Origin of the sequence: Curvibacter lanceolatus ATCC 14669 (genome assembly GCF_000381265.1) — a bacterium.
Classification (GTDB): domain Bacteria; phylum Pseudomonadota; class Gammaproteobacteria; order Burkholderiales; family Burkholderiaceae_C; genus Curvibacter; species Curvibacter lanceolatus.
Map to the genome: position 1 here is coordinate 61,795 of NZ_KB906268.1, position 24,268 is coordinate 86,062.

At 59.6% G+C, this 24,268-nt stretch carries 25 protein-coding genes and 2 pseudogenes; 7 read left to right on the forward strand and 20 right to left on the reverse strand.

Annotated features, from left to right (window positions below):
- Positions 1-57: 57 nt before the first annotated feature.
- Positions 58-465, forward strand: a complete 408-nt coding sequence (locus tag F624_RS35005; protein ID WP_157443589.1) for an HAD domain-containing protein — start codon at positions 58-60, stop codon at positions 463-465.
- Between the two features lie 12 nt (positions 466-477).
- Complete coding sequence (locus F624_RS35395; protein WP_169426682.1) at positions 478-747, forward strand: HAD domain-containing protein; 270 nt, start codon at positions 478-480, stop codon at positions 745-747.
- Between the two features lie 277 nt (positions 748-1,024).
- On the opposite strand, the gene F624_RS0123010 is transcribed toward F624_RS35395, so the two are convergent.
- The 8 genes from F624_RS0123010 to F624_RS0123040 all read right to left on the reverse strand — a co-directional run bounded on the left by F624_RS0123010 (position 1,025) and on the right by F624_RS0123040 (position 4,609).
- On the reverse strand, positions 1,025-1,402 hold the full coding sequence (locus F624_RS0123010; protein WP_019576724.1) for a hypothetical protein: 378 nt from the start codon (positions 1,400-1,402) through the stop codon (positions 1,025-1,027).
- 79 nt (positions 1,403-1,481) lie between these two features.
- Complete coding sequence (locus tag F624_RS0123015; protein WP_019576725.1) at positions 1,482-2,177, reverse strand: hypothetical protein; 696 nt, start codon at positions 2,175-2,177, stop codon at positions 1,482-1,484.
- Positions 2,178-2,255: 78 nt separating this feature from the next.
- Positions 2,256-2,465 carry a hypothetical protein gene (locus F624_RS32750; protein WP_019576726.1) on the reverse strand — a complete coding sequence of 70 codons (210 nt, stop codon included), beginning with the start codon at positions 2,463-2,465 and terminating at the stop codon, positions 2,256-2,258.
- An 86-nt stretch (positions 2,466-2,551) separates the two neighbouring features.
- A complete protein-coding gene (locus tag F624_RS35010) occupies positions 2,552-2,827 on the reverse strand; it encodes a hypothetical protein (protein ID WP_157443591.1) in 276 nt (91 codons plus the stop codon).
- A gap of 77 nt (positions 2,828-2,904) precedes the next feature.
- On the reverse strand, positions 2,905-3,156 hold the full coding sequence (locus F624_RS0123025; protein WP_019576727.1) for a hypothetical protein: 252 nt from the start codon (positions 3,154-3,156) through the stop codon (positions 2,905-2,907).
- Between the two features lie 76 nt (positions 3,157-3,232).
- A complete protein-coding gene (locus F624_RS0123030) occupies positions 3,233-3,871 on the reverse strand; it encodes an ATPase (RefSeq protein WP_084679619.1) in 639 nt (212 codons plus the stop codon).
- The gene (locus tag F624_RS0123035; RefSeq protein WP_019576729.1) at positions 3,855-4,079 is read right to left on the reverse strand and encodes a hypothetical protein; all 225 of its coding nucleotides are present in this window, start codon (positions 4,077-4,079) and stop codon (positions 3,855-3,857) included. The genes F624_RS0123030 and F624_RS0123035 overlap by 17 nt, the downstream gene beginning before the upstream one ends.
- Before the next feature lie 191 nt (positions 4,080-4,270).
- Positions 4,271-4,609 carry a hypothetical protein gene (locus tag F624_RS0123040; RefSeq protein WP_157443592.1) on the reverse strand — a complete coding sequence of 113 codons (339 nt, stop codon included), beginning with the start codon at positions 4,607-4,609 and terminating at the stop codon, positions 4,271-4,273.
- Between the two features lie 27 nt (positions 4,610-4,636).
- Between F624_RS0123040 and F624_RS0123045 the strand changes: the two are divergent.
- Both F624_RS0123045 and F624_RS0123050 read left to right on the forward strand, forming a co-directional pair.
- A pseudogene (locus tag F624_RS0123045) lies at positions 4,637-5,668 on the forward strand (Mu transposase domain-containing protein); the annotation flags it as partial.
- Positions 5,665-6,030, forward strand: a pseudogene (locus F624_RS0123050) (ATP-binding protein); the annotation flags it as partial. The pseudogenes F624_RS0123045 and F624_RS0123050, both read left to right, overlap by 4 nt.
- Positions 6,031-6,515: 485 nt before the next feature.
- Here F624_RS0123050 and tnpC read toward each other — a convergent pair.
- The 11 genes from tnpC to F624_RS0123100 form a co-directional block, all read right to left on the reverse strand.
- Positions 6,516-8,093: an IS66 family transposase gene (gene tnpC, locus F624_RS0123055; protein WP_019576733.1), complete on the reverse strand. Its 1,578-nt coding sequence runs from the start codon at positions 8,091-8,093 to the stop codon at positions 6,516-6,518.
- A gap of 17 nt (positions 8,094-8,110) precedes the next feature.
- Positions 8,111-8,461, reverse strand: a complete 351-nt coding sequence (gene tnpB, locus F624_RS0123060) for an IS66 family insertion sequence element accessory protein TnpB (protein WP_019576734.1) — start codon at positions 8,459-8,461, stop codon at positions 8,111-8,113.
- A complete protein-coding gene (tnpA, locus tag F624_RS34295; RefSeq protein WP_031255973.1) occupies positions 8,437-8,904 on the reverse strand; it encodes an IS66-like element accessory protein TnpA in 468 nt (155 codons plus the stop codon). Before tnpA ends, tnpB begins: the two co-directional genes overlap by 25 nt.
- A gap of 16 nt (positions 8,905-8,920) precedes the next feature.
- The gene (locus tag F624_RS36535) at positions 8,921-9,124 is read right to left on the reverse strand and encodes a transposase (RefSeq protein ID WP_084679620.1); all 204 of its coding nucleotides are present in this window, start codon (positions 9,122-9,124) and stop codon (positions 8,921-8,923) included.
- Between the two features lie 312 nt (positions 9,125-9,436).
- Positions 9,437-9,883, reverse strand: coding sequence for a type IV pilin protein (locus F624_RS0123070; RefSeq protein WP_031255975.1), 447 nt, complete (start codon positions 9,881-9,883; stop codon positions 9,437-9,439).
- 32 nt (positions 9,884-9,915) lie between these two features.
- Positions 9,916-13,170: a pilus assembly protein gene (locus F624_RS0123075; protein WP_019576737.1), complete on the reverse strand. Its 3,255-nt coding sequence runs from the start codon at positions 13,168-13,170 to the stop codon at positions 9,916-9,918.
- Positions 13,170-13,778: a pilus assembly PilX family protein gene (locus tag F624_RS0123080; protein WP_019576738.1), complete on the reverse strand. Its 609-nt coding sequence runs from the start codon at positions 13,776-13,778 to the stop codon at positions 13,170-13,172. Before F624_RS0123080 ends, F624_RS0123075 begins: the two co-directional genes overlap by 1 nt.
- Positions 13,778-14,503 (reverse strand): PilW family protein, encoded by a 726-nt coding sequence (locus F624_RS0123085; RefSeq protein WP_019576739.1) that lies wholly within the window; start codon positions 14,501-14,503, stop codon positions 13,778-13,780. The genes F624_RS0123080 and F624_RS0123085 overlap by 1 nt, the downstream gene beginning before the upstream one ends.
- On the reverse strand, positions 14,500-15,057 hold the full coding sequence (pilV, locus tag F624_RS0123090; RefSeq protein ID WP_031255977.1) for a type IV pilus modification protein PilV: 558 nt from the start codon (positions 15,055-15,057) through the stop codon (positions 14,500-14,502). Before pilV ends, F624_RS0123085 begins: the two co-directional genes overlap by 4 nt.
- 2 nt (positions 15,058-15,059) lie before the next feature.
- Entirely contained in the window at positions 15,060-15,590 is a 531-nt protein-coding gene (locus F624_RS0123095; RefSeq protein ID WP_031255978.1) for a GspH/FimT family pseudopilin, read from the reverse strand.
- A gap of 314 nt (positions 15,591-15,904) precedes the next feature.
- Positions 15,905-16,666, reverse strand: coding sequence for a hypothetical protein (locus tag F624_RS0123100; protein WP_019576742.1), 762 nt, complete (start codon positions 16,664-16,666; stop codon positions 15,905-15,907).
- Between the two features lie 108 nt (positions 16,667-16,774).
- On the opposite strand from F624_RS0123100, the gene F624_RS0123105 reads away from it, so the two are divergent.
- Entirely contained in the window at positions 16,775-17,965 is a 1,191-nt protein-coding gene (locus F624_RS0123105) for an efflux RND transporter periplasmic adaptor subunit (RefSeq protein ID WP_245573716.1), read from the forward strand.
- Between the two features lie 73 nt (positions 17,966-18,038).
- On the forward strand, positions 18,039-21,281 hold the full coding sequence (locus F624_RS32755; RefSeq protein WP_019576744.1) for an efflux RND transporter permease subunit: 3,243 nt from the start codon (positions 18,039-18,041) through the stop codon (positions 21,279-21,281).
- 623 nt (positions 21,282-21,904) lie between these two features.
- Here F624_RS32755 and F624_RS0123115 read toward each other — a convergent pair.
- Entirely contained in the window at positions 21,905-22,531 is a 627-nt protein-coding gene (locus tag F624_RS0123115; protein ID WP_019576745.1) for a response regulator transcription factor, read from the reverse strand.
- A 65-nt stretch (positions 22,532-22,596) separates the two neighbouring features.
- Here F624_RS0123115 and F624_RS0123120 point away from each other — a divergent pair, with 65 nt between their 5' ends.
- Positions 22,597-24,267, forward strand: coding sequence for a HAMP domain-containing histidine kinase (locus F624_RS0123120; RefSeq protein WP_019576746.1), 1,671 nt, complete (start codon positions 22,597-22,599; stop codon positions 24,265-24,267).
- Position 24,268 lies beyond the last annotated feature (1 nt).

Consider the following 24,268-nt stretch of genomic DNA (forward strand, 5'->3'; position numbering starts at 1 on the left):
CTGGAGTTTCCATTCCTGACGGCGGGGTACGGACGTTCGGTCAACTTGATGACGTGGATGAATATACAAAGCTTTCTTGTGATCCGACAAGACTGCCTGGTCATTCGCATCTCTTTGATAGAGAATGAATTTCTATTCGCATCGGCGCATCTACTGGGTATGCGTATCTGCAAATTTGTTTTAACTCAGTGGAAAATTGGTGTGAAAATGCCTATTGTTTTTGTCCGACAACTCTTGTCTCGCCTCAATGGACCGGAGGGTAAGCAGCCTATTTCTAGTACAAAAACTTCTAAGTTAGGAATTAACGCTAGGCCATTAGAGCGATTGCCTGCGTTGGGTGTTGTTTTTCTGGATTTTGATGGGGTTCTTCATTCTGGGACAAGTGGGACCTTTGCCCTTTTGCCAAAATTCGAAGACTTACTGACTATTCATCCTGGCATAGATATAGTAATTTCATCGACTTGACGCAATGCCGAAATTGAATATCTAAAACGCTATTTTTCAATTGAAATTTCGACAAGAGTTATAGGTGTCACTCCTGAATTCGATGGACTCGCTGCGCGTGGGCGGGAGATCATGCATATTGTCAACACCTACCAAATCAAAAATTGGATTGTGCTTGATGATGATCCTAGACTGTTTGATGTTGATTTTCAAAACATCATATATACAGAAGGGCACACAGGCATTACCGATGCACATCTTGAGCCCTTGGCGAAGCATTTCAGATCCTGGAAGACTGCTTGATTCCTTAGCGTAAGACGTTTTGATGAGGTAAGCAATTTTTTGTGTTTAAGTGCCCTTGCCTAAAGTTATTAGATCAGCCCTTCGCGCATTTCGTTCAATTAGGTACTCATAAATCGGTTCAACTTACATCACGAGCATCATCCATGATCCGTCAACAGGGTGGTTCTTTTAATCGATAACGAGCGAATTTCGAGTTCAAGCGCCTTGGAAGGGTGCTGGCGCCCCAAAAAGAAAACCCCCGGCCATTGCTGGCGCGGGGGCTCGGGGTTGATCAGGCTCAGGCCTGATTCACCGTGTGAAGGTCAATGCCTTCAGGCGGATGGGTTCGCAAGCTCTGGGCAACCTGGGGGCTGCTCAGGGCCGCATGGTGCAGCGCCAGCGAAGCGTGCTTGATGAGCTGCTCGTGCTCGGCCTTGGTGCCCTCGGGGAGGGTGCCCAGTGCCGCCAGAGCGCGGATCAGCAGTTCGCCGGCCTCGGCGACCTTATCGGTGCAGCTCTTGAGACCGTGCATCTCTGCGTAGCGCAGGATCCACTCCCGCTTTTTGGGAGCGGACTCGGTGTAGAAGCCGCGCCCGTAGTGCAGGCCAACCCACTCCGCGACATCATCAAGGTCAATGGAGTATTGGGCTGCGAGGGCCTTGGTTTGGGAAGTCATTTTTTCTCTCCTGAAAATGTAGATGGGCCCTCCCCGATGGTGGTTCCCATCGGGTGGATGATGATGTTGTGGATGGCGATCAGGTCAGGTGATCGTGGGCCTCGGTGACCAGAGCATCAATGTCGTCGCCGACGATGCAATAGCCATCCGAATCCTGCTGATCTTTGACCATGAATGCGCCAGCATGTCCAGGCCTGACGGCCGGGTCACGTGGCCCCACCAGGTAGCCAGCTTGCGCCAGCTGAATCTGCTTTTTCTGCAGGGCATCAGATGGTGTTGCCAGCCAGACAGCCTGGTGACTTGGCAAGACGAAGGGGGAGTACGCCTGCCGGCGTTCGTCCTCGCTCGCATAGGTGCGCACGACGGGGACAAACGTGTCCTCGGCCTTGGCGGGGTCGCCGTAGCGCCACCACACGATGTAGGAAAGCCCGTTGAGCGTTCCCCACTCGCCAGGTTTCCAGCCAGAGGAGGCATCGAACTCGACCAGGTTGTCCAGACGGGAGCCGATCGACACCCCAGTGAGTTCGTCCAAGGTGAAGTAGCCCATGATGTCGAGCGACTCTTCCAGCTTCGGCTCAAACGGGCCGTCCAGAACGGCACAGGCCTCCTCAGTGCTCGGTGCATGGGATGCCCAGATGAAGTAGGTCGATGCACCGAAGCGGTGCTGGTGAGTGACGGCGTAGGGCTTCAAGCCATCGAGGGCTTCGGCTTTCTGCAGCAAGGCCAGGGCCTCGATGCGCAGTTTCAAAGCCTGGAGGGCGTTGGAGTGGTTCATGGTGAATTCCTTTGGGTAAAAGGATGGCACCAGCCCCGTGAGGGCAATAGGTGCCCTCCGAGGGTTAAAGAGGATGTATCAGAGCGGTGTGACGGCCACACGCAAACCCATGGCCGCCAGCAGGGCTCGAAGGCTTTTCAGCTCCGGATTGCCAGCGGTGGACAGGGTGCGGTACAGAGATTGGGTATTGAGCTTCGCACGCTCGGCAACGGCCTGGACACCACCGAATGCGGCAGTGACCCGACGAATCGCCAGCATGACCTCATCCCGGTGGCCATCGGCCAGCACAGATTCAATTTAGACGGCCGCCAACCCGGGGGCGGTGGCCATTTCTTGAATCAGTGTGTCTTCGTGTGAAACACAAGCTGGGTGAGTCATGCCTTGACCGACTCTGCAACATAGCGCGTCACAAGATCAATCACTTCACGCGCAGATTTGCCAGGAGCGACATCAGCGCCCATGCCCTTCTTTGACGGAGGAAACCACACGTCGAAGGAGTCACGATTGTTGATTTTCGCCAAAGGCGATCGAGCAATTGTGACGACCTTCCCGCATGGGAGTTCAATCGTCATCCGCTCATCTGTATCGTCCTGCCCAACCTTCACATTGAGCTTGAGTTGAGACAGTTCGGATCGCAGTGAAAGAGGCATATTTTTCCTTGATTAAAAGGAGAGTACCAGCCTCTGAGGGCTGGATCCCTCAGAGGGTTGAAAGGGTAGGGAAGTGATCAGGCGGCGCTGAAGTCACCATCGCCCAGCTCGTCTACCAGCAGGCCAATTTCGTCCCAGAGTCGGTCCACGTCGCACGTGGCGTGCAAGCGGTGGATCTCACTGGTCTCCATCTCGCCGCGATCGTGCAGCACCTTGAACAAGGCCCCGACGACGCACCCGTTTTCAGGATGGTTCTCGATGGGGCTCAAGCAGTTGCCGCAGAGGGCGGGGGAGGTCTTGGCCGCAGGGGCCTGGGTGGTTTGGGTCATTTCCTGTGCTCCTGTTGAAAGAAGACAGGCACCGGCCCAGACGGGCAACAAGTGCCCGTCATGGGGTGGTGGTGGATCAGCTGACCATCAAGGTCATGGCCCAGGTTGGAATTTCGCTTACGTCCAGCTCAGCATAAAACTGATGCCCGGATCCCATGCACAAAACCAGTTTGGGTTCGCCGTAGGGGGCGCTGTTGTCAAAGATCATGGCTTGATCGACAAGCGCCAGCACTTCGGGAAGAAATGCGTGTGTCTTGTGATATCGGTTGATGATCTTCTCCGGGGGCACGTCATGCCCACCAGAAGAGACTCTCTGGGCAACACGACCCACGTTGATGGCTGGATTCTCGGTCGAGATAAAGATCAGCTGGACTTGGAAGCCCGCCGCCTTTGCTCGCATGAAGAAACTCAGCCACCGGCTCCGATCCGACATGACCGTTTCGGTTGCAAACGACTTTCTTTGCTCAAGAAGTTCGTGTCGTCGTCTTTCAGCAGCATGCGCCGCTTCAAGAACTTGCTCATTGCTGGCGCTGGTTTGACCCAATGCGCCAGCCATATCCGCCGCCATCACATCAGCGTTCACCAACGGACCCATGTTGGCCATGTGTTGGATCAGCTTTCGCGTGAGCGAAGTCTTGCCTGACCCGTTAGGGCCTGCAAAGACTGTCAGTGTTGGCGGAGATGTGGGCTTGGTTGACTCAGACCCGTTCGACATCGCTCACCTTCGCCAAGCGCAGATCGCTCTTGGAGACAACAGCAAGAATGCGAGGATCGGTGGGGGCCAGCGTCTGAACACGGCCATCAACGAGCCCAGTGATGGGGATCGAGGCCTTGGCATTTGCTGCAACAGCATCCTCCATCGCTTCTTGAGCGATCTTGGCCATCTGTTGGGTGGAAAAACCAAAGAAGGTAGGACGTGTCATGGAAGAAAGCCTACTCCCAATCCCCGGAGGGGTCAAGGTTGCGGGCCGATGAGTCACAAATGTCAGCATGTGAGTTCCTTTCGGTTTGCGACAGGCCCAGCCCCAGAGGGCATTGGTTGCCCGTCTGGGTGGTAAAGCCCCGAGGGGCAGAGTGAGGTTCAGGAGCGGTAAACCGCCGCCATCACCGTTCGTTACTCAGGGTCGCCTTCATCCGTCTTCGCCACGTGGGCGATACATCCGAAGTCGGCCGCCACAAGCAATTCGGCCTTGTAGCCCGATCCATCCAAAGCGTACGCCTTGAATCTCAGGTACTCAGGCTTGATTGGCCCGCGATCAAGTCCGTCCATGAAGCCCTCCGGCTCCGGCTTATCTGCACGTTCCTCTGTAGCGTCGTGGTACTGAGGAACGTTCAAGCACTGGCCGAGACCTTGGTTGAAGCCTTCAGAGCCTTGCTCTCGCTCTTCCCACAATTGGCACGAAGCACAAGTGCGAGGTTGCTGAGCAGCTGGTGGATTTGAAGTGGTGTTCATTGCGAAGCAGTTCTATGAAACCGAGGACAGGCCTGGGCGTACTTCGGTGGCTCCACCCGTTACGTGGTGCTCGACAACCTCAAGGAGGGGGTCTTGAAGCCCGACCTGTACGAGCCCGCCCTCAACCCGGTCTACGCGGCCACCTTGGCCCACTACGAGGTGGTGGCCGACCCGGCCCGCGTGCGCGACCCCAACCGTAAAGGCACGGTAGAGAACGCGATTCAGCACACCCAGGCCACAGCCCTCAAGGGTCGCCGCTTTGAGACCCTGCAAGAGCAGAACGCGTTCTTGGAGCACTGGGAGAGCAAGTGGGCGGCTTCGCGTATACACGGTGCCGAACGCCGTCAGGTGCAGGCCATGTTCGAGGAGGAGCGCGCTCACCTGCAAGCCCTGCCGGCCAGCACCATGCAGTACTTCACCGAGGTGCAGCGCACCGTGTGCGACGACAGCTGCATCCGTGTTGATCACAGCAGCTACGCAGCCCGCCCGGCCCGCATCGGCTCCAAGGTGTTGGTGCGCCTGTTCGAGCGTCGCATTGAGATTCGGGAGCTGGGCACCCAGGCCTTGCTGCGCACCCACGCCAGGGTGGATCGTCCTGGCACCGTGGTGCTGCCCATGGCCGAGCGGGTGTTCAACCCCTCGCGCGAGACCCGCCTCATCCTGGCCCAGGCGCGTGCCATCGGTGCTCAGGCCGATCGGTTGTGCCAGATGCTGTTTGCCATTGAGGGCCGAGTGGGTCAACGCAAGCTGTGGGGCATCGTGAACCTGGCCAAGCGCTACCCCCACCACTTCATCGATGCGGCCTGCGCGGCCGCCATGGAGCAAGGCGTCACCAGCTATGGCCATGTCAAGGCGCTGACCGAGCAACTGGTGGTCAAGGCTTTGGCCGATCTGCAAACCGCATCAACGCCCACGCCTGAACCTGCATCACCTCAGGCCGACTTGTTCATCCAACACCACGAACTCATCCGCAGCGCTGACGAATACGCGGACCTGTTTGCCCAGGCAGTCAGCACCACCACCTCGGCCCCGCTCAGCCAAGAAAGCACCCAGCCATGAACATGAACGAGATTGAACGCGCCCTGCGCGAGTTGCGCCTGTCGGGCATTGCCGAGACCCTGTCCACCCGCGTCATGCAGGCCCAGGCGGCCCAGCAACCCTTTCTTGAAACCTTTGCCGCCGTGCTGCAAGACGAACTCGACCGGCGCCGCTCTCGCCTGATGGAGCGCCGCTTCAAACGCTCGGGTCTGAGCGAGAGAGCGACTCTGGCCGACCTCGATTGGCGCTTTAACCCCAAACTTCCACGCCAAGCCTGCTTCGAATTGCACACCCTCAAGTTCATCGCTGAAGGGGCCAACGCGCTGATCATCGGCAAGCCCGGAACGGGCAGCTACCGATTCAAGAACAGTTCTGCCCAGCAACCCCAATCTAAAAAGGAAAGGAACGCCAAGAACTTATCCACAACGTGAGCTTCAAGTTCACGCAACAGGGTGGGTCAGATCGAGATGGAATTGGTGGGTTCGGATTGCATGGAAATCAACACTGATACATCCCAAAGTTCATCTAAGCCACAAGCAGATGGCCGAACGAAGCCTTCCGGCACACGCTCACTGGAGTTGACCCGGTTCCGTGGAAACATGCCACTTGATGTCCATGCCTGCCCCGTTCGACAGTTACGTCGAGTGGACCGCTCGGTTGTAGCCACGAGCCAATACAGCGTGACAAGGTGATCGCCTCGGCGCAGTCCGACTCGGATGCTTCTCCACGCTTGCTCATGCCAAACAAGTTCGACTCGCCACCGGACTACTGCTGCTTGGGCACCAAGCCCAGCAACGCCGTAAGGTGGTAAGCGCTCAATAAACCACGCACTTGCGTGGTGGGCGCAAGCCCTGCCCGACCTGTTGGCCTACTTGGATTCCAAACCAATGTTCCAGGGCAACAAAGCCTCGTAGTCATCCACGGTCTGCGCCAGAGGCAGGCGCTTGAACAGCGCGACGAGGTAGTGATACGGGTCGATGCCGTTGGCCTTCGCTGTCTCGATCAGCGAGTACAGATTGGCGCTGGCGTTGGCACCGCCCACGGTATCTGCGAACAACCAGCTCCTCCGCCCCACCACGAAGGGTCGGATTGCGTTTTCCACTGGGTTGGAGTCCAACGGCCAGTTACCGTTTTCCAGGAAGCGGATGAGCTTGGGCCACTGCCCGTGCAGGTAGTGCAGGGCTTCGCCCAATAGGCTCGATGGCGCCACTGCGTGCAGGTGCGTGAGCAGCAGTTGCTCAATTTCACTCACGATCCTCGCGCTGTAACGTGAGCGCAGGCGCAGCCTCCTGGTCGGCGTCCAATCCTTGGCTGCACTTTCTGCCCTGTACAGCTTGCCAATGAGCCGCACGAATCGACTGGCAAGCTGATCGGGTGAGCGAGCCGCTTTCGGAATGGCTTCCTCCGCCTTAATGAAGGGGCGCCTCGCGTGGACCCAGCACCCCAGATGCGTGAGCTTGCCCGTCTTTGCAATGCCGTTGTAGACCTCGTAGCCGTCGGTGATGAGCGTGGCGCCAGTTCGGATTCCGGCATACAGCTTCTCGGCATGCACAGCGCCGCGCCCGGGTGCATAGGCGAACAATCGCACCGGCCGCCCGTCACCATTCATCTGGGCCCACATGTAGCTCTTGGTCTGAGCCTTGCGTCCAGGCTCCTTGAGCACCTGTACCGTTGTCTCGTCGCCGTAGATCAGATCCGAGTCCAGCAGGTGATCGCGCAGCAAGTTGATCACCGGCTGCACGGCTTGACCGATGCGTACGCCCCCTGCGGCCAAGGTGTTGCTTGCCAAGTCACCACCGAATCGACGCAACAAGGCCGCGGTGCGGTACAGCGGCATGCCGAACTGGTACTTGCCGGTGATGACCCAGGCCTGGGCTTGCTCCGAGAGCAACCCGCGCGGGATGATGCGTGACGGCGCTGGTGTGACCTTCAGGCTCTGGTCACAGCAGGGGCAGGCGTACTTGATGCGGTGGTGCTGGAGCACCCGCACCTGCTCGGGGATGACGTCAAGTTGTTCGCTCACGTCCGCACCGATCTCCACCAGCGCATGACCGTCATGGGCACAGATTCGCTCGGACTCTGGCAGCTCGTGGCGCACGATCTCGCGTGGCAGTGCTGGGTCCAGCGGCTTGCGGCCGGGCTTCTTGCGCTGGTGGCCGGTAACCGGGGTCGACTCCTCTGGCTCGGCTTGCGCCGGCGCCGTTTGGTCAGTAGGTGCGAGGGCCTCGGCCTCGTTGAGAAACAGGTCCTTCTGATCGGTACTGCGGGCCTCACTCTTCGCCGCAAACAGTTGGCGCTGCAGAGCGCGGAGCCGTTCCAGGGCCAGGTCCCGCTCGGTGGTGGCCACCCGCAGTGCACCAGCAAGCGCGTCACGCTCAGCAATGAGTGCGGCGAGTTCTTCGGCAGTGATGGCGGCAACAGAGGACACGGCAGCTTGGATTGACATGTCCCATCATTGTTCCTTCACGCCACGCTGGCGTAGCGAATTTGTGCGTGGCGTTGCACCACGGCGATGTCGATGCCCTCGAGCAACCAGTGCAGTTGCTCGACCGTCAGCGTGGGCACCGCATTGGCCGATGGCCAGATGAATCGGTCCTTCTCAAGGCGTTTGAGGAGCAGCCAGAAGCCGTTGCGATCCCAACCCAAGACCTTGACTCGGTCGCGCTTGCGATTGCTGAACACGTAGACGCATCGGGCAAACGGATCCAGGCCCAGCGCCTGCTCCACCAAAACGGTCAGACCATTGATGTTCAAGCGGAAGTCCACGGGATCGCGATGCAAATAGACCTTCAATCCTTCGTCGAAGCGGAACATCGCAACCTCCCCAACGTCTCGATCACAACGCCCAGTTGCTGGGCTTCAATCTCGTGGAGATCGACCAGTACGCCATTGGGCAACGTGGCTTGAATGGCGAATGTTGAATTGCCAACCAAGTTGCTCAGCGTCTGCTTCGGAGTAACCTTCACAGGGATGAAGGCTGGCAGCACCGACGCTGCTTCCGGCACAGGTTCAATGGTGACCTGGTTGACTGGAATTGGCTTGGCGCAATCGTTGGCCTCGCGTTCGTGGCGCCGAATCCAGCCACTGAGTTGATTGGAGTTGATCCCGCATTGGCGGGCCACCTTGGACACAGAGATTCCTGGCTGCTGACAGGCCAGGATCAACTCACGTTTGGCTTGCTCGTCATAGACGCAGCGACCATCTCTTTTACGGCTGACGACAAGGCGCTGCGCCAAATCTGAAATCCACTCTGACATCACGTTCCCACGTAACCTACATGGGAACGTAGCCTCTCAGCTTGTGCAGGTGGTGCAAAGGGCGGGGTTTATTGACCGCATACGTAAGGTGCCGACATCCATCGAAGTTCTTCACATCCCCAATGGAGACCACCAACGCGCTCGCCGGGAGCGGACCAATGCCTGGAACTTGGGTAAGCTTACTGCTTCGTTCGCTACTTCGATGCCACAGACGCATCATGAGCTCGTGGCCAAACTGTGGCCGGCCCGTAGGATTGCGCGGTGCCGCAGTTTCAATCAGCACCGTCAGTTCGCGCAGGGCACCATCGCTTCCATCTCGTCGAGAATTTGCGCTTTACTTGTGCGGCCTGTCGACAGGTTCAGGCCGAGGTCATGTTGCCTCTACATGCCCCGATGGACTGCAGACGCCGCAACGCAGTTATCGGATCCGCAGCACTTTTGAACACAACATCTTTAGCGCAAGATCACCAAAGGTACCGACTCGTGCTCATCAGGGCCACTTAGCGATCATTGGTTCCAACCGTTCGCTAGGTCACTTCCAACAGTCCGCGGCGCTCATGCTGCCCCCGCTGATTCCCTGAACGCCCAGGCTGGTCAGGGTGTAAGAGCCACAGGTGTCCTGGGTCTGGTTGCCCGTCGGGGTGGCCGTCAGGGTGTAGCTGCCATTGCTATTGCTCAAGGTCACGCTGAGTGTGTAGGTGGCGGCACTGCCCGAGGGCACGCTAACGGGAAAGTCACTGCTAAAACCCAGCAGGGTACCGTTGCTGGCATAGGCTTGATTGGTGCTCATGTAGCGCTCTTCGCGCGAAGCCAAGTCCAACAGAGCCGTCTTGGCGTCGGTGCGGCGAGACTTGAGGATCTGCTTCTGGTAGGCGGGCAAGGCCACTGCCGTGAGGATGCCAACAATGGCGACGGCAATCATCAGCTCAATCAGGGTGAAGCCGGCAATCATAGAGCGGTGGGTGTTTCGATGGGGCATGGTTCTCTCGGGTGAAGGGGGCATCGTGCTCATTACCGGATTTGTTGCCAGGTGACCCGAGCGCCGGTGGTGCCGCCCGGGGGGTTGATCTTGCGCACGTCGCCGGTGCCAGAGCTGGTCTGGTTGACGATGTAAGGAGTCTTGGTGCCGCCACTGGGGCCCGCTGTCACCACAGAGGGGCTACCCACGGCGGAGAGTTGCAGGCCGCTCACGACCACACCAGCATAGTTCACGAACTTGCCCGTGCTGTCCGCAAAAAAGGACTGGACGAACGAGCCCCCCGAGCCCATGGAGATCGCCATGGTCCAGCCCGAATCAAGGTTGCTGGCACAGTTCAGCGGCGTGTTGTTTGCCGGAATAGTGGTGTTCACGATCAGGGCACCCTGATACAGGACTGGGCTGTAGACCACCTGCTCGTTGGTGGTGGGCAGGTTCAGGTACCAGCCGTACTTGTTGTTGCCGGAACTGCAGTCGCTGGCGCCCTGCCAGCACACCTTGGTACTGGACACCGTGCGGTAGCTGGTGCTACTGATCAGGGAGACCGTCTGCACCTGCAGATTGGTGGTGCTCAGCGTCACCGGGCCTGCCAGGCTGTTCATCTGGGCCGTGGAGCCAGCCTTGCCGTTCCAACCGCTCATGTCCCAGTCCCAGATGCCATACAAGCTCTGGGTGCCGCTGGCATAGACGGCGGCCGAACTCGTGGTCTGGGGCGTCTTATTGCCGGTGCCGAACGACACGATCACTCGCGGATTACCAGACAGGGCCGGCACGATGGCGACCACAGGCTTGGTCGTGATCGGCTGCGCGCTGGGGGTGCTAAAGAGGGCGGTGGCCGTCGAGCGACCGAACTTGGACACGGCCCAACTCGAGGGTGTCGAGCTGGTCATGTCAAAACGCCAGATGTTGCCTTTGACATCGCCGGCATACACGTAATCGATGATGTGGTCCCCATCGAGATCAGCCGGCGTGACATAGGCAATGCCATTTTTGGCGCTGCTGGAACCACTGCCCGTGTCGAAGTAATAGACCGTCTTGGCGCCGGTGCTGGGGCTGACCAGCACCACGAAAATGCCGGCAGTGCCATTGCTGCTGTTGAATCCGTTGCCCAGCACAAAGCCCCACTGGCCATTGTGAAAGCGCCGGATCTGTGGCGTGCCGAAGGTATAACCCAGGTAGTTGCCGCAGTTGCTCACGTTACTGCAACTGATACTGGAGTTGGTCCAGTCACCGATCACCAGGCTGCTGGCATTGCTTTCGCTGAACTGCGTGGGGTCGGTGACATCCAGGGCGTAGAAGCCCTGCCCGCCCGCGCCCAACCCGCCGACCAGCCAAGTGTGCCAGGCGCTGTTGTAGTACAGGTCGCCGGTGTAACCGCTGCCATTCACATTGAAGGCATGCGCGTACTGGGTGTTGCTGTAGTCGAGCGCAGCCGTGGTGCTGTGGATGCTGCTAAGCACGGCCGCAGGCATGTAGGCAAGCACCTCCTGGCCATCGTTGGGTGTGGTGCTGTTGTTGACATAGTTGCCGCTGCTGTCGTAAGAGCCCGATCGGAAGCCATGCATCAGACCATCGTTGGCCCCCACATAGACCACGTTCTGCCGCGTGGCGGCAGCGGTCTTGAAGCTGGAGTAGCTCTGCACACCCGTGGTATTTTCGGGCAGGGACCCCGAGGCGTTTAGCTTGTCCGACCAGGTGTCGGCATAGGGTGCAGCCGGAGGGCCCACCCATGCGGGGGCCGAGTCCTGGATGTCGGCCAGCACGCTGGTGCGTTGGCGGTACAGGCCGGTGCCACTGGTGGTTAACTCGTTGCTGCGGTCGCCACGCAGGAAATTGAGCCGATTGGCATTGGCCGTGCTGTCGCCTTGGGTCAGCGCCGTCTGCTGGCTGGAGCTCAGGCTGTTCCATTGGAAGGGGATTCCAGCGCTGCCGCTCCAGGTCAGGATGTTGCGAGCCGAAGAACCCTGGGCGGTGTTGGTGCTCCCGGTGGCCGTACAGGTGCCGCCGGTGAGCACGCACGACGCATCCCAGTTGGCGACCGAGGCGATGCTGACCGAATCGGTGCTGCTGTTGTAGACCAGGTTCTGAGAGGTCATCTGACCCCACCAGTTGTTGGTGTGGTAGTAGGCCAGATAAACCTGCGTGCCAGTCTTGACCTGTCCCGTCTGCTGGGTGTTGATGCCTGAGGAACTAGCCGACTGCGAGGCGGGTGCCGCCTGGAAGCAGGTCACTTCATGAATGTTGTTCGATCCCCCGGTGGAACCCGAGAATCCGAATCGGAAAGTGCTGGGCAGTGTGCCGTTAGCGCTGGCAATCGACTGGTTGGTCAACACCGGCTGGTACACCCCGCCGTTGTAGCTGTAGGACAGGCTGAGCAGGCTGTCCTGGGTGATCTTGAGCTGGTAGGTGATGGGCACCGCACTGGGGCGGGTGGTCGCGTTGGTGTAGAGCGGCGTGTTCGAGGGCAAGGTCACATAGCCCCCAGTGATCAGGTTGTAGTTGTAGGTGATCTGGGTCTTCTTGGTCGGGTTGTAGACACTTTTTGAGAAATCCCAGAGGTAGCCGCTGCTGCAGGTCGTCTGCACGGCCGTCTGCTGGTTGCTGCTGGACAGGCTGGAGGGGTACCAATTGGGGTAATTGGCATTGAGCCAACTCCACGCCGTGTTGCCCGAACCACGCAGGCCGATACGCCCCGCCTGGAAGCCGTTGCCGGTCGAGGCGTTGTCACCGGCATTGAGGAAGTTGCCGTACTCGTCGATGCCCAGGCCGATGTAGGCGCCGACCAGGCCGTTGTACTTGCTGTTGACGTTGGAACACGAGTAACCCAGGCTCCCCCCGAGACCACCCACGGCACTGGGCGTCAACGAGCCATCCATGAGAAAGAAGCTAATGCCGTCAGCCCCAGTGCCGCCATAGGTGACTGTAGAGAAGGTGACGGCAATGCCGCTGCCTGACGGGAAAGTGAAATTGGAGACGATCGCACCCGTCTCGTTGTTAGTGTTGTTGGTGAAACGCAGCGCACCGTTGCCCGTGGTGTCGGGCAACGTGCCAGTCTGCCCCCCCGAGAGCGTCACGCCGCTGTAGTAGCTGTTGCCATAACAGGCAGGTATGGAGCCCGAGCCATTGCCAGCCGTGAGGCAGGCACCGTCGAAGACCAGCCAGTTCTGCGAGGCCGTGGCCCCGGTGAAGTTGTCCTGGACAATCACGTTCTGCGCATGGGCTGCCACGCTGAACAGCAAGCCCGCCACAAGCAAGCCCGACAGCCATTGGCGATATGTGTTTGTCTTCATCACAGGCCTCCTGCATCGACCACATTGCTTTTGACACCGAAGACACTTTGCACAACGGCAATCGTGTCAGCGGTAGCGCCCTCGGCCATGGCACTGACCTGATAGAGCTGTACGATCCCGCTCGGATCGGTGCCCAGCGGACTCACATAAAAACGGGGCTTGATGGCCACAGCCCCACCACCCGGCGTGCTCGAGACGGTCAGGTTGGGTGGGGTGTAGGCCACGCCCAGATCAGTGCCCCCTGAGGTCTTCCAGGGCACCGCAGACACCTGGGCCTGAGTGCTGGTGGCCGCAGTGCTGAGCAGGCCATTGCTGCACACCTGGGTTGTGGGCGGGCTGGCATCAGCGCTCAACAGGGACGAGCAACTCGATCCGGCTCCGCCATTGCCCTGGCTGACCCACCACTCGGCATATTGAAGAGTGTTCTGGGCCACATTGAAAGTGCGCTGCTTTTCCATGCTGCTGCCCGACATGCGCTCCAGCACACCAAAGTTGCGGAACATCGCAACAGAAAGCACGGTTGTCACCACCAGGATGATCATGGCGGTGATCAGGACAATGCCCTTCTGGGCGCGCTGGCGACGGCCGATCGATGGATGAGCTTTCATCAGGCGTGACTCATGAGGTTGATGACGCGCACCGAGGTGATCGGCTGGGTGCTGTCCAGGGGGTTGGTGAACGTGAGGGTCACCTGCACGGAGACCACCGTGGCCCAGGTGGCGTTGGTCATGGCGGATGCGGGGAAATAACCGTTGACCGAGCCGTTGCCATCCGAGTCCACCCCATAGAGCACCGAGAACCCTGTTATCCCTCCAACCAGGGCCCGCGCCGTCTGCGTGCCAACCGCACAGGTCAGCTCGTTGCTAGAGTTGAGCGCGAATGTGTTAATCGACATTGCCGTGCTGCTGCTGCCGGCGATGCCGCCATTGCAATCCTCCATGAAGTCAGAGGTGCTGCCGCCAGAGGTGGATGGAAAGTAACGCACGGTGACGGTGTCGTTGCCCGCGGTGCTACCGGAGGTGCCCGTGACGACCTGGCCGGCCGTGGGAAACTGGGTGGTCGCCGGGAAGGCCGTGGTGGCCAGTTGGCTTTGGGGGTTGTAGTAGTACCCCGCGTGCTCGATCACCGTGGTCAGCAGGGTCATCGCGGTCCGCTCGTTGTCCTGCCACTGGCTCATGCCGGTCTGGGCAGTGAAGTTCTGGCGCGTGCTGCCAAAGACCGTGACGATGCCCGCCAGGATGAACAGGCCGATGGTGATGCCGATGAAGGTCTCAAGCAGACTGAAGCCCGCCTGGCGCGCTTTGCGTGAATGGGGGGAGTAGCGATGGATCATGGTTCCACCAGGGCGATGAAGGTCTTCGTGGCCGTCTGCTGGCTGCTGTTGAGGGTGCCTGTGTTCAGGCCCACATACTTCTCGTTCCAGCTCACCTTGACCGTACAGGTGACCGGCAGCCCCACGGTCGTCGAGCAGGCGACCAGGCCATTGCCGCCCGGCAATTGCAGCAGGCTCTGGCCCCAGGTCTTCAGGTCGGCACTGGCCATCTGCACCGGCGTGCAGCTGGGACTGGTATTGGCGCTGGAATAGATGCAGTTGGCCGTCTGCCCATTGAGGGTGGCGTCGCCGATGGTGGTGCCCACCACCGTAGTGCTCGCCGGTGCCAGGCCCGCCTGCCAATAGGCCCGATTGGCATGCATAGCCGACGACAGGCTGGCGGCATAGATCGAGGCCAGCGCGCGGCTGCCTGCCACCTGGGTATTGCCGATGGCTAAGGCATGCATCTTGGCAATGCCCAGCAAGCCCACGGAGACGATAAGCAGCGAGATCATCACCTCGATGAGGGCGACGCCGGCCCTGGCCCGGGTGTGTCGTGATATGGAGAGATTCATTATTAGCAGCCTCCGACGCCGGGCAACTCGACCGTCATGCGCCCAGCGGCGCCCACTGCCAGGCAGCGCTTCTGGGTGCTCGCGTTGCTGGGCGGCGTGAAGGTGAAGGTCACCGGGTCGGCGGGCAGGCCGGCCGCTATGCCCTCGCGATTGAAGCGCACGGTGCTCACACTGTTGTCTGCGACCACGGTGTTGGCTGAGGCCAGGGTGGCCTGCTGACGCAGGACGGTATCACCGGCGTCCAGCGACGCATTGTTGTTCACGTCCACGAACACCAACCATCCGGACTTCCAATTGTTCGTGCTTGAGCAACTCGTGCCATTGGCACTGCTGCACACAGTGACAGAGAGCCCGCGTCTGACCGCCTCGGCCCGGGCAAACTGGAACGAGGTGAGCAGACCATTCAGCTCGCCTGATATGCGGCTGCTGTTGATGATGAATTGATAGGACGGCACTGCCAGCCGAACCATGATGGCCACGATGGCGATGCTCACCAGCAATTCAAGCAACGTGAAGCCTTGTTGCAGCCTCATGATGGGGATCCTGTTCTCTGGCTCCCTGCTTTGTCGTTTTTATTTTCAATTGGACAACCGATCGTCTGAATCCAATCACCACTCATACTCGGTATATGACCGTTTATCGGTTTTGAACGGTTATTGACTTGGCTTCAACACGGCGACTGAGGTAACGCTGCCAGGACAGCGCTGGCCGCAGCACGGTGTGCACCGCCATCGCGCATACCTCGCCCATGATCTGCGCAACGCCGGTCCTGAGCTGTTCGCCCAGAGTTCGGCAAGTACGCTGGCGAATGAGACGCACCAAGGCTGGGACATCGTCAACGGCACTGTTATAGGGGATGTGCCGCTTGCTGTGAGTTGGAGGCCACTACCCAAGCCAGGCTCAATGAGGCAAAGACTGCATGCACCAGAACCGAGGTCAAGGCCGGCGCATGGAACTGCCCGGCCAACCAGACGGCTGGCCCAACCAAGGCCAGGGCCTGAATGCCGATCAGAACGCACCATGAGAGCGGTGATGACAGTAACTCTCGGAACGCCTTGCTGAGTGCGATGAGAGGGTCTTTGTCGTCAGCGGCGAGATGGGCCGAGCAGATCGCCACATAGAGCACAGCGATTGCGTCGCTGAGACTGAAAGGCAACAGGGATGCCGTGGCGCCAGGAAACAGCGGGGAGACTGAGGGCAGGATCCTGAGCGCTTCGGCGCTACCTCTCTGAACCAGCAGGCCCAGCAGGCCGTACAGAAACAGGGCGTAATTGCTTTGATGGCGCCGCAGCTGGCTTGCCAGAACGCCTGTCAAAACGCTCCGGGAGCTCGTGCCCACAACTGCCTTCGGGCTGGTGCAGGCGTGCCAGGCAGAGAGGCCGCAGAACACCACCCAAGGCCATGTTAACCAGTTTAGCCAAGGCAACAGGCTGGCTATGCCCTGGATCAGCGCAGCCAGCGCCAACAAGGTCAACAGGATGTTGCGCTCCTGTCGCTTGAGCCCGTACAGCCGGCGGGCCCGGGTCAGCACCTCAGGGACGAGCCATAAGATGCGCCACTTTAAGCTTCTCGGGCCTGGGGCGCCTGCAGGGTATGAGAAATCATTCATGGCGTCATCCTAGAAAGACGAGGTTCGCTGAGCAACTGTCACAGATCACAGTAGACGCTGTAGGGCTGCCTGCCGAAGATCGAGCCGAACTGGCATCGGAGTGTAGGAATGCAGCGCAGAGCATGGATCGGAGTGGTGATGGGCTTGGCCTTGGTGGTCGGTCTGGGGGGCGTGTACCTGTTCGGACGGAACAAGGAGGGGCCCGCGGCGGTACAAGGTGAAAATGCTGGCGAGTCGCGGCCCGGAGGCCGCAGGGACACCGTGGACGTGAATGCAGCACAAGCGGATCTGCTTTCGATCCAGCCGATCGGGACGCATGTCTTCCAGCTTCAACGTTCAGCCCTGGGCAGCATCGACTTCAATGAAAACTTGACGACGCAGGTGTTCACGTCCTACCAGGGCAAGATCATCGCGGCCATGGCAGATATTGGAGACCGGGTCAAGCGGGGGCAGGTTTTGTTCACTCTGGACAGCCCCGATCTGGCGGCCGCCGAATCCACCTTGCTCACGACGCGCGGCGTCTACGATCTCACGACTTCCGCCTTGCACCGGGCACAGGCCCTGTATGCCGTCCAGGGGCTTGCACAGAAAGACTATGAGCAGGCGGTATCGGATCAGATGAGTGCCGAGGCCAGCCTCAAATCGGCGCGCGAGGCGGTGCGCATCTTCGGCAAAACGGATGCCGAGATTGAACGCATCGAAACCCAACGCAAGATCGATGCCACCCTGACGGTCCGCAGTCCGGTCGCTGGCTTGGTGACGGCGCGCTCGGCCCAGCCTGGCTTGCTGGTACAGCCGGGCAACGCACCGGCGCCCTTTGTGGTGGCTGACACCTCGATCAAGTGGTTACTTATCAATGCCACGGAGGCCGACAGCCCGGCCCTGCGTGAGGGGCAGACCTTGGAGGTCACCGTGCCCGCCTTGGGTGGCAAGACGTTCAGTGGAAGGATCAAGGTCGTCGGGGCCAATGTCGATCCGGTCACCCGTACGGTCCAGATGCGTGCCGAGGTGCCCGATCCCGGACAGGTGCTGAAGGCGGGCATGTACGCCGCTTACCGGATCAGGACGGGTGCGCCGGTGACCGCCCTGGGGGCCCCTCATGAGGCCGTGGTGCGTGAGGGCGATGGTTCGATGTCGATCTGGGTCACAAAGAATGGCCGCCATATGGAGCGCAGGACTGTCCATCTCGGTGCCGAGGAAAACGGCTTCCTCCAGATTCTCGATGGCCTGCAGGCTGGCGAAATGATCGCTACCAAGGGAGCCATCTTCCTGAGCAACATGCTGGCGACCGCCAACTGAGCATCCAGGAACTGGCAACACCGCGGGGCTGCGCCCTGTTTGTAAGCCTGTTCCAAACCGAGAGAGATCTGTTGTGATCAAAGCCATCATTGCGTTCGGACTGTCGCGCCGACCCATCATCTTGCTGAGCCTGCTGGTCTTCCTGGGCGCCGGCCTGATGAGTTTTACCCGGCTCAACATTGAGGCCTATCCCAATCCAGCCCCGGTGATTCTCGAAATCACGGCCCAGGCCCCGGGGCTGTCCGCGGAGGAAATGGAGAAGTACTACACCATCCCCATGGAAATCGGCCTGTATCCAACCCCGGGTATCCAGAACATCCGCTCGACCTCGTTCTACGGCCTGAGCTTTGTACGCGTCACATTCAAGTACGGCGTCGACTACTTTTTCGCCTACACCCAGGCGGCGTTGAGCCTGCAGCAGAATGTCTCGCTGCCCCAGAACCAGGTACCCCAGATTCAACAGTCGTCCCTGGTCGGTGAGGTCTATCGTTATCAGGTGGTTGGCCCCAAGAATTTCGGACTCAGCAACCTGCGCACCGTACAGGATTGGATGATCGTCCGTCGCCTGAGCACGATTCCGGGTGTGGTTCAGGTCAACAGCTGGGGGGGGACCACCAAGGACTTCGAAGTATCGATCGACAATCAGAAATTGCAGGCCTATCACCTGACCTTGCAGCAGGTGGTTGCGGCATTGGGCAATGCCAATGTCAATGTGGGTGGGCGTGAGGTGAGTTTTGGGCAGCAGTCGGTCAACATTCGCGGCCTGGGGCTGATCGACAGCGGTGGTGCCGATGATTTGACGCAAGGTCACCGGATTGACGACATCAAGAACGTCGTGTTGACCCAATCCAACGGTGTCCCGATCCGGGTCGGGGATGTCGCCAAGGTCCAGGTCGGGTACGTCCCTCGCCTGAGCATCGCTGGGCGCGACCACGAGGATGACGTGGCTGCTGCCATCGTGGTGATGGGGCGGACCCAACACACCAACGACATCGTGCCCAAGATCCAGGCCATGGTCGAGCAGATGAACTCTGATGGCAGTCTGCCAGCGGGGGTGAAGATCGTTCCTTACTATGACCGAACCGGGCTGGTTGCGGTGACCACCCGGACGGTGCTCGAAAACCTGATCTTGGGCTGTCTGCTGGTGTTTTTCATCCAGTGGATTTTCTTGGGGGATCTGCGCAGCGCAGTGATCGTGGGGGTGAACATTCCCTTTGCCTTGCTGTTCAGCATCATCATCCTGGTGTTGCGCGATGAAGATGCCAACCTGCTGTCCATCGGCGCGGTGGATTTCGGGATCATCGTCGATTCGGCCGTGATCCTGGTGGAAAACGTATTCCGTAATTTTCAGTCACCGCCGGCTGAGCGGGTTGCCTTGCTCAGCCAACTTGCAGAAGGCCGTTTGGGCGCCGATCCCTCGCGTGCAGTGGGGGCTGAGATCAAACCCTCCTGGACAGACCGCCTGCGCATGATCTACATCAGTGCGACCCAGGTAGACCGCGCCGTTCTGTTCTCTGTGGCCATCACCGTAGCGGCCTTCATTCCTCTGTTCACCATGCAAGGGGTCGAAGGACAGATTTTCGGGCCAATGGCCAAGACCTATGGCTATGCCCTGTCTGGTGCGCTCATCGCCACATTCACGATCACCCCTGTGCTGGCCTCGATGCTGTTGCCCGAGCACATCGAAGAAGCTGAAACCTGGTTGGTCCGCACGTTGCGCAGAATCTACGCGCCGATACTTCGCTGGGCACTGTCCAATCGCCGGTTCATGGTCGGAGTCGGTGCAGTGTTTCTGCTTCTCTCCGGCTTGCTGGCACAGCGTCTCGGCTCCGAGTTCTTGCCCGCGTTGGAAGAGGGGAACCTGTGGATCCGGGCGGCCATGCCAATGACCATGACTCTGGACGCAGGTACGGATGCAACCCGCACCATGCGCGAAATTCTCTTACGTCATCCGGAAGTGGTCACGGTGGTTTCGCAGCATGGAAGGCCCGACAATGGCAGCGATGCTGCACCATTGTCCAATGTCGAGCTCTTCGTACCGCTCAAGCCCATGGATGAATGGCCGCGGGGTGAAACCAAGGAAAAACTTGTTTCGAACATCCAGCGCGAGTTCAATGATGAACTGCCTGGGGTCGTTTTCAACTTCTCGCAATACATCCAGGACAACGTCGAGGAAGCCCTTTCCGGCGTCAAGGGGGCCAATTCCGTCAAGATCATCGGTCCCAACCTCGCCAAACTTGAGGAGCTCGCCGTGCAGGTCCGCGACCTGATGTCCACGGTGAGAGGGGTGGAAGATCTGGGCGTCTTCAACGTCCTGGGCCAGCCGAACCTGAACATCAAAATCAACCGGGAGAAAGCCGCTCGCTATGGCCTCAACACAGGCGACGTGACCACCGTGATCCAGGCCGGACTGGCCGGGGCGGTGGCAACCACCGTCTATGAAAACGACCGTCAATTCAATCTCACGGTGCGGGCTGACAAACCATTTCGTGACTCGATCCAGGCCGTGCGCGAATTCCGCGTTGGGTATCAGACCTCCAGCGGTTCCACAGCCTACATTCCCCTGTCTGATATCGCGGAAATTACATTGGACACCGGCGCCGCCTACATCTATCACGAGTCGACAGCCCGCTTCATCCCCATCAAGTTCAGCGTGCGGGGGCGGGATCTGGGTGGGACGGTGTCCGAAGCCCAGGAATTGATTGCGAGGAAAATCGAGTTGCCGCGCGGCTACCGCATCAGTTGGGCCGGAGAATTCGAGGACTTGCAGAAGGCGAAAGAACGCCTGTTGGTGATCGTACCGTTGAGTATGGTGCTGATTCTGGTGTTGCTCTATGGCTTGTTCAATTCCTGGCGAGACAGTTTCCTCGTGCTGGCCGGCCTGCCATTCGCCATCAGTGGTGGCATCATTGCACTCAGCGTCTCAGGCTTGGATTTCAGCATCTCTGCGGCCATCGGTTTCATCTCGCTGTTCGGGATCACCGTCATGGATGGGATCCTCATGACGACCTACTTCAATCAGACCCGAGAGCAGACCCAGCTCAACGCACTCGATGCGATGTTCCACGCTGCCAGCCAGCGGATGCGGCCCATGTTGATGACCGCTCTGTCGGCCTGTATCGGGCTGTTCCCGGCGGCGATTTCCCACGGCATCGGCAGCCAGGTGCAGCGACCATTGGCCACTGTTGTGGTTGGTGGTTTGCTGATAGGACCTGTCATGTTGTTGGTGGTGGTTCCGGCGCTGCGGACCTTGTTCATCAAGAACGCCACAATGACGGATGTCGTGGCAGGGGTGGACATCCATTCGGGTCGATGACATGCGGTGCAGTTCAAATTGTTGGCCAGTCCCCTTGATGGGGAAATACAGAGCACGGCGATGGGGTGTGCGAACCATTGCAATCGTCGGCGCCCTCTCTCCCTTGTGGTGCTTGGCAGTGTCGCCCGCTACCGGGGCGCTGCTGGTGCGTCCCGCAAATCGCATGATCGCGGGATCGGGCGCGGGGGCCATTGATGGACAAAGCCGAGTGCTGGGGTATGCGTCAGCTGGTGTTGTCGGTGGTGGCGCCACGGTCCCTGGAGCCGCAATTGGAGGAGCCGCCGTCCCGCCGCCCAACTCCATGGTGCGGGCCGGAGCAGTCCCTGCCACGGCGAATGCGGCCCAAAATCCTGCAGGAGTCGGCGGCGTTGTTATGGGCAACGGCGCAGCAGCCCCGCCCAACACAAATTCATCAACGCCCGTGCCATCGATCCCATCCGCTGGAAATACGGGTAATGCTGGCTCAGTCAACCAGCCACAGCGATCAGTGGGGACAAGTACAGCGACGAATCGTGTCACAGGGCTTTTCCAGCGTCCGTCGGTTGCGGCCGGTTCCGGGCCCAGCGCCACAGATTCAGGCGCATCCTCTGCGACAGCGGCGTCACCTTGAGTGGGGTGTGACCTCAGCCTTTGTACTGATGGATGATGCCGCTCGCGGCTGCTTTCACCACCGCCTCGATCCGTGTTGCGACTCCCAGTTTGGTGCGCGCGTTGTCGATGTGGAAATCAATGGTCCGTTTGGACAGGCCGAGGATGATCGCGATCTCACTCGAGGTCTTGCCCCGAGCAGACCATGTCAGTGCCTCTATTTCGCGTTCGCTCAACTCCACGCTCGGCGCCTGGGCTCGTTGGCCTTGCAGTCGGGCCAACCGCGTGCGGATGATCGACAGGAGTATTTCGAAATCGACGGGTTTGGTCAGATAGTCATCCGCCCCCATCTGCCGGCCTTTGAGCTCTGCGGTGCGTTGCCCCAGGGCGGTCAGGAAGATGAACGGGAGATCGATGAATCGCGGAGCCAGGGCATTGATTTGCTGCAGCAATTCAAATCCATCCATGCCCGGCATCGTCACATCGCACAAGACAAGATCCGGGCGTTGCCGCAGCAGGCTGCTCAGGGCATGAAATCCATCCCGGGCGACCTCGACCTGGAAGCCCTGATCTGTCAGTTCCTCAGCGATGAGCTCGGCGGTATCCTGATCGTCTTCAACACACAAAATACGTTGCTGAGGATGGCCGATTGGGTCTTCCATGCCGAAAACTCCATGGCTGTAGATCTTGAAATGTTGCCCCTGACAGGGCGCCAGGCTGACTGCAAATGATAGCAAAGCTCAATCTCCAGTTCGCGGCCATCATCCGTTTTTTCTTCGGGTCTGGCGACCAGTTGCAGACGGTCCGATACATCTATTCCATCCGGCTGCGCCTGTTGGTGATTTTTCTCACTTTCCTGTTTCTGGTGCTCGGGGTGGGCCTGGTCGGCGTGTACCGCCTGAGCGAGTTCAACGGGGTGTCGCGCGAGATCAGTGCCCACTGGCTGGAGAGCACGCGCATCATGGGCGACCTCAACAATTTCATCTCCGATCTCAGGACCGCCGAAGGCGATCTGATCATTTCCCCCGCCCCGAGGGACCGGGTGAACGCTGTAGGCCAGTTCCGGGAGCTCGACCGCACCGTCAAGCACAGCCTCCAGGAGTTCGGACGCATCGTGAACGATGCCAGCGAGGCCCTGCTGTACGAGGAGTTCCAGCGTGAATGGCGGACCTATCGCGAACATGCCGATGAGGTCGTCTCGCTGACACTGCAAGGGAGGGTGGAAGATGCCAGGAACTTGTACCGCGGCCCTTCACTGCAGGCCTACAACATTGCCAACCACAGCTTGCTGCAGTTGATGAACAACAACATCAAAGGGGCACGGGTTGCGGTCGATCGACAGTCGGCGGCCTACAGGCAGGCCTTCGGAATGATCCTGATGGTCATGTTCGTGGCCCTGTTCCTAGTGCTGACCGCAATTGCCGGATTCGTGTCCGTGGTTTCCAAGCCCATGCTGGATCTGGTGGACATCATGAACAAGATCGGGGCGGGCCAGTTGCAGGTCCAGGTGCCGGGTCTGCAGCGACGTGATGAAATGGGTGAGATGGCCCGGGCCGTGCTCCGATTTCGTGACAACACCGAGGAGTTGAACCGAAGTCGCCAGATCCTGGCCGCCCAAGCGAAGCGTCTGGGACAGAGTCTCGACATCGAACGGCGCATGGTGGCTTTGCAGAGCGATTTCATTTCGACCGTTTCACATGAATTCCGCACCCCTCTGAACGTCATCGATGGTCATGTCCAGCGCTTGCTGCGGACCAAGGATGCAGTCGATGCTGAGGTCCTTGCGGCGCGTTGCCTCAAGATCAGGTCGGCCGTTTCGCGCATGACCGACCTCATCCATCGTTTGCTCGACTCCGCGGATGCGCTGGAATTGCAGATGCCCGAGGCGCTTCAAATGGGAGCTTTCTCATTGCGTGGCATGCTGCACGAGCTGGCCGACATGTACCGTGACTCTACCCAGCCAGAACGCCTGATCCACGAAGACTATGAGTCCGGTGTCCCGGACACGTTTCGTGGTGATGAACGCCTGCTGTCGCAGGCGGTGAGCAATCTGCTCGACAACGCTCTCAAATATTCGGCCTCGCCGCAGCCGGTCGTGCTCCGTCTGAGGGCCAACGAGCGCGAATTCCTCATTGAAGTGATCGACTGCGGCATCGGTATCCTGGACAAGGACCGGCAGCGCATTTTTGAGCAATATACGCGAGGTGAAAATGCCAATTCGGTTGCCGGTGCCGGGGTCGGCCTGAGCCTGGTGAAATGGGTCATGCGGCTTCACGGCGGAGCCGTCATGCTGGATTCCATCCCCGGTCGGGGCGCGACATTCAGCCTCAGACTGCCCAAGCCGCCTGTTGCTGGTGCCGTATCGTCAGCGCCGACCGAGGGGCGCGCGCCGGCCTGAT

What these genes read in the sequence shown, in the direction of transcription:
- F624_RS35005 (WP_157443589.1), top strand. Translation starts at nt 58, where the DNA reads ATGAATATACAAAGCTTTCTTGTGATCCGACAAGACTGCCTGGTCATT.
- F624_RS0123010 (WP_019576724.1), bottom strand. Translation starts at nt 1,402, where the DNA reads ATGACTTCCCAAACCAAGGCCCTCGCAGCCCAATACTCCATTGACCTT.
- F624_RS0123015 (WP_019576725.1), bottom strand. Translation starts at nt 2,177, where the DNA reads ATGAACCACTCCAACGCCCTCCAGGCTTTGAAACTGCGCATCGAGGCC.
- F624_RS35010 (WP_157443591.1), bottom strand. Translation starts at nt 2,827, where the DNA reads ATGCCTCTTTCACTGCGATCCGAACTGTCTCAACTCAAGCTCAATGTG.
- F624_RS0123025 (WP_019576727.1), bottom strand. Translation starts at nt 3,156, where the DNA reads ATGACCCAAACCACCCAGGCCCCTGCGGCCAAGACCTCCCCCGCCCTC.
- F624_RS0123030 (WP_084679619.1), bottom strand. Translation starts at nt 3,871, where the DNA reads ATGTCGAACGGGTCTGAGTCAACCAAGCCCACATCTCCGCCAACACTG.
- F624_RS0123035 (WP_019576729.1), bottom strand. Translation starts at nt 4,079, where the DNA reads ATGACACGTCCTACCTTCTTTGGTTTTTCCACCCAACAGATGGCCAAG.
- F624_RS0123040 (WP_157443592.1), bottom strand. Translation starts at nt 4,609, where the DNA reads ATGAACACCACTTCAAATCCACCAGCTGCTCAGCAACCTCGCACTTGT.
- tnpC (WP_019576733.1), bottom strand. Translation starts at nt 8,093, where the DNA reads ATGTCAATCCAAGCTGCCGTGTCCTCTGTTGCCGCCATCACTGCCGAA.
- tnpB (WP_019576734.1), bottom strand. Translation starts at nt 8,461, where the DNA reads ATGTTCCGCTTCGACGAAGGATTGAAGGTCTATTTGCATCGCGATCCC.
- tnpA (WP_031255973.1), bottom strand. Translation starts at nt 8,904, where the DNA reads ATGTCAGAGTGGATTTCAGATTTGGCGCAGCGCCTTGTCGTCAGCCGT.
- F624_RS36535 (WP_084679620.1), bottom strand. Translation starts at nt 9,124, where the DNA reads ATGATGCGTCTGTGGCATCGAAGTAGCGAACGAAGCAGTAAGCTTACC.
- F624_RS0123070 (WP_031255975.1), bottom strand. Translation starts at nt 9,883, where the DNA reads ATGCCCCATCGAAACACCCACCGCTCTATGATTGCCGGCTTCACCCTG.
- F624_RS0123075 (WP_019576737.1), bottom strand. Translation starts at nt 13,170, where the DNA reads ATGAAGACAAACACATATCGCCAATGGCTGTCGGGCTTGCTTGTGGCG.
- F624_RS0123080 (WP_019576738.1), bottom strand. Translation starts at nt 13,778, where the DNA reads ATGAAAGCTCATCCATCGATCGGCCGTCGCCAGCGCGCCCAGAAGGGC.
- F624_RS0123085 (WP_019576739.1), bottom strand. Translation starts at nt 14,503, where the DNA reads ATGATCCATCGCTACTCCCCCCATTCACGCAAAGCGCGCCAGGCGGGC.
- pilV (WP_031255977.1), bottom strand. Translation starts at nt 15,057, where the DNA reads ATGAATCTCTCCATATCACGACACACCCGGGCCAGGGCCGGCGTCGCC.
- F624_RS0123095 (WP_031255978.1), bottom strand. Translation starts at nt 15,590, where the DNA reads ATGAGGCTGCAACAAGGCTTCACGTTGCTTGAATTGCTGGTGAGCATC.
- F624_RS0123100 (WP_019576742.1), bottom strand. Translation starts at nt 16,666, where the DNA reads ATGAATGATTTCTCATACCCTGCAGGCGCCCCAGGCCCGAGAAGCTTA.
- F624_RS0123105 (WP_245573716.1), top strand. Translation starts at nt 16,775, where the DNA reads ATGCAGCGCAGAGCATGGATCGGAGTGGTGATGGGCTTGGCCTTGGTG.
- F624_RS0123115 (WP_019576745.1), bottom strand. Translation starts at nt 22,531, where the DNA reads ATGGAAGACCCAATCGGCCATCCTCAGCAACGTATTTTGTGTGTTGAA.
- F624_RS0123120 (WP_019576746.1), top strand. Translation starts at nt 22,597, where the DNA reads ATGATAGCAAAGCTCAATCTCCAGTTCGCGGCCATCATCCGTTTTTTC.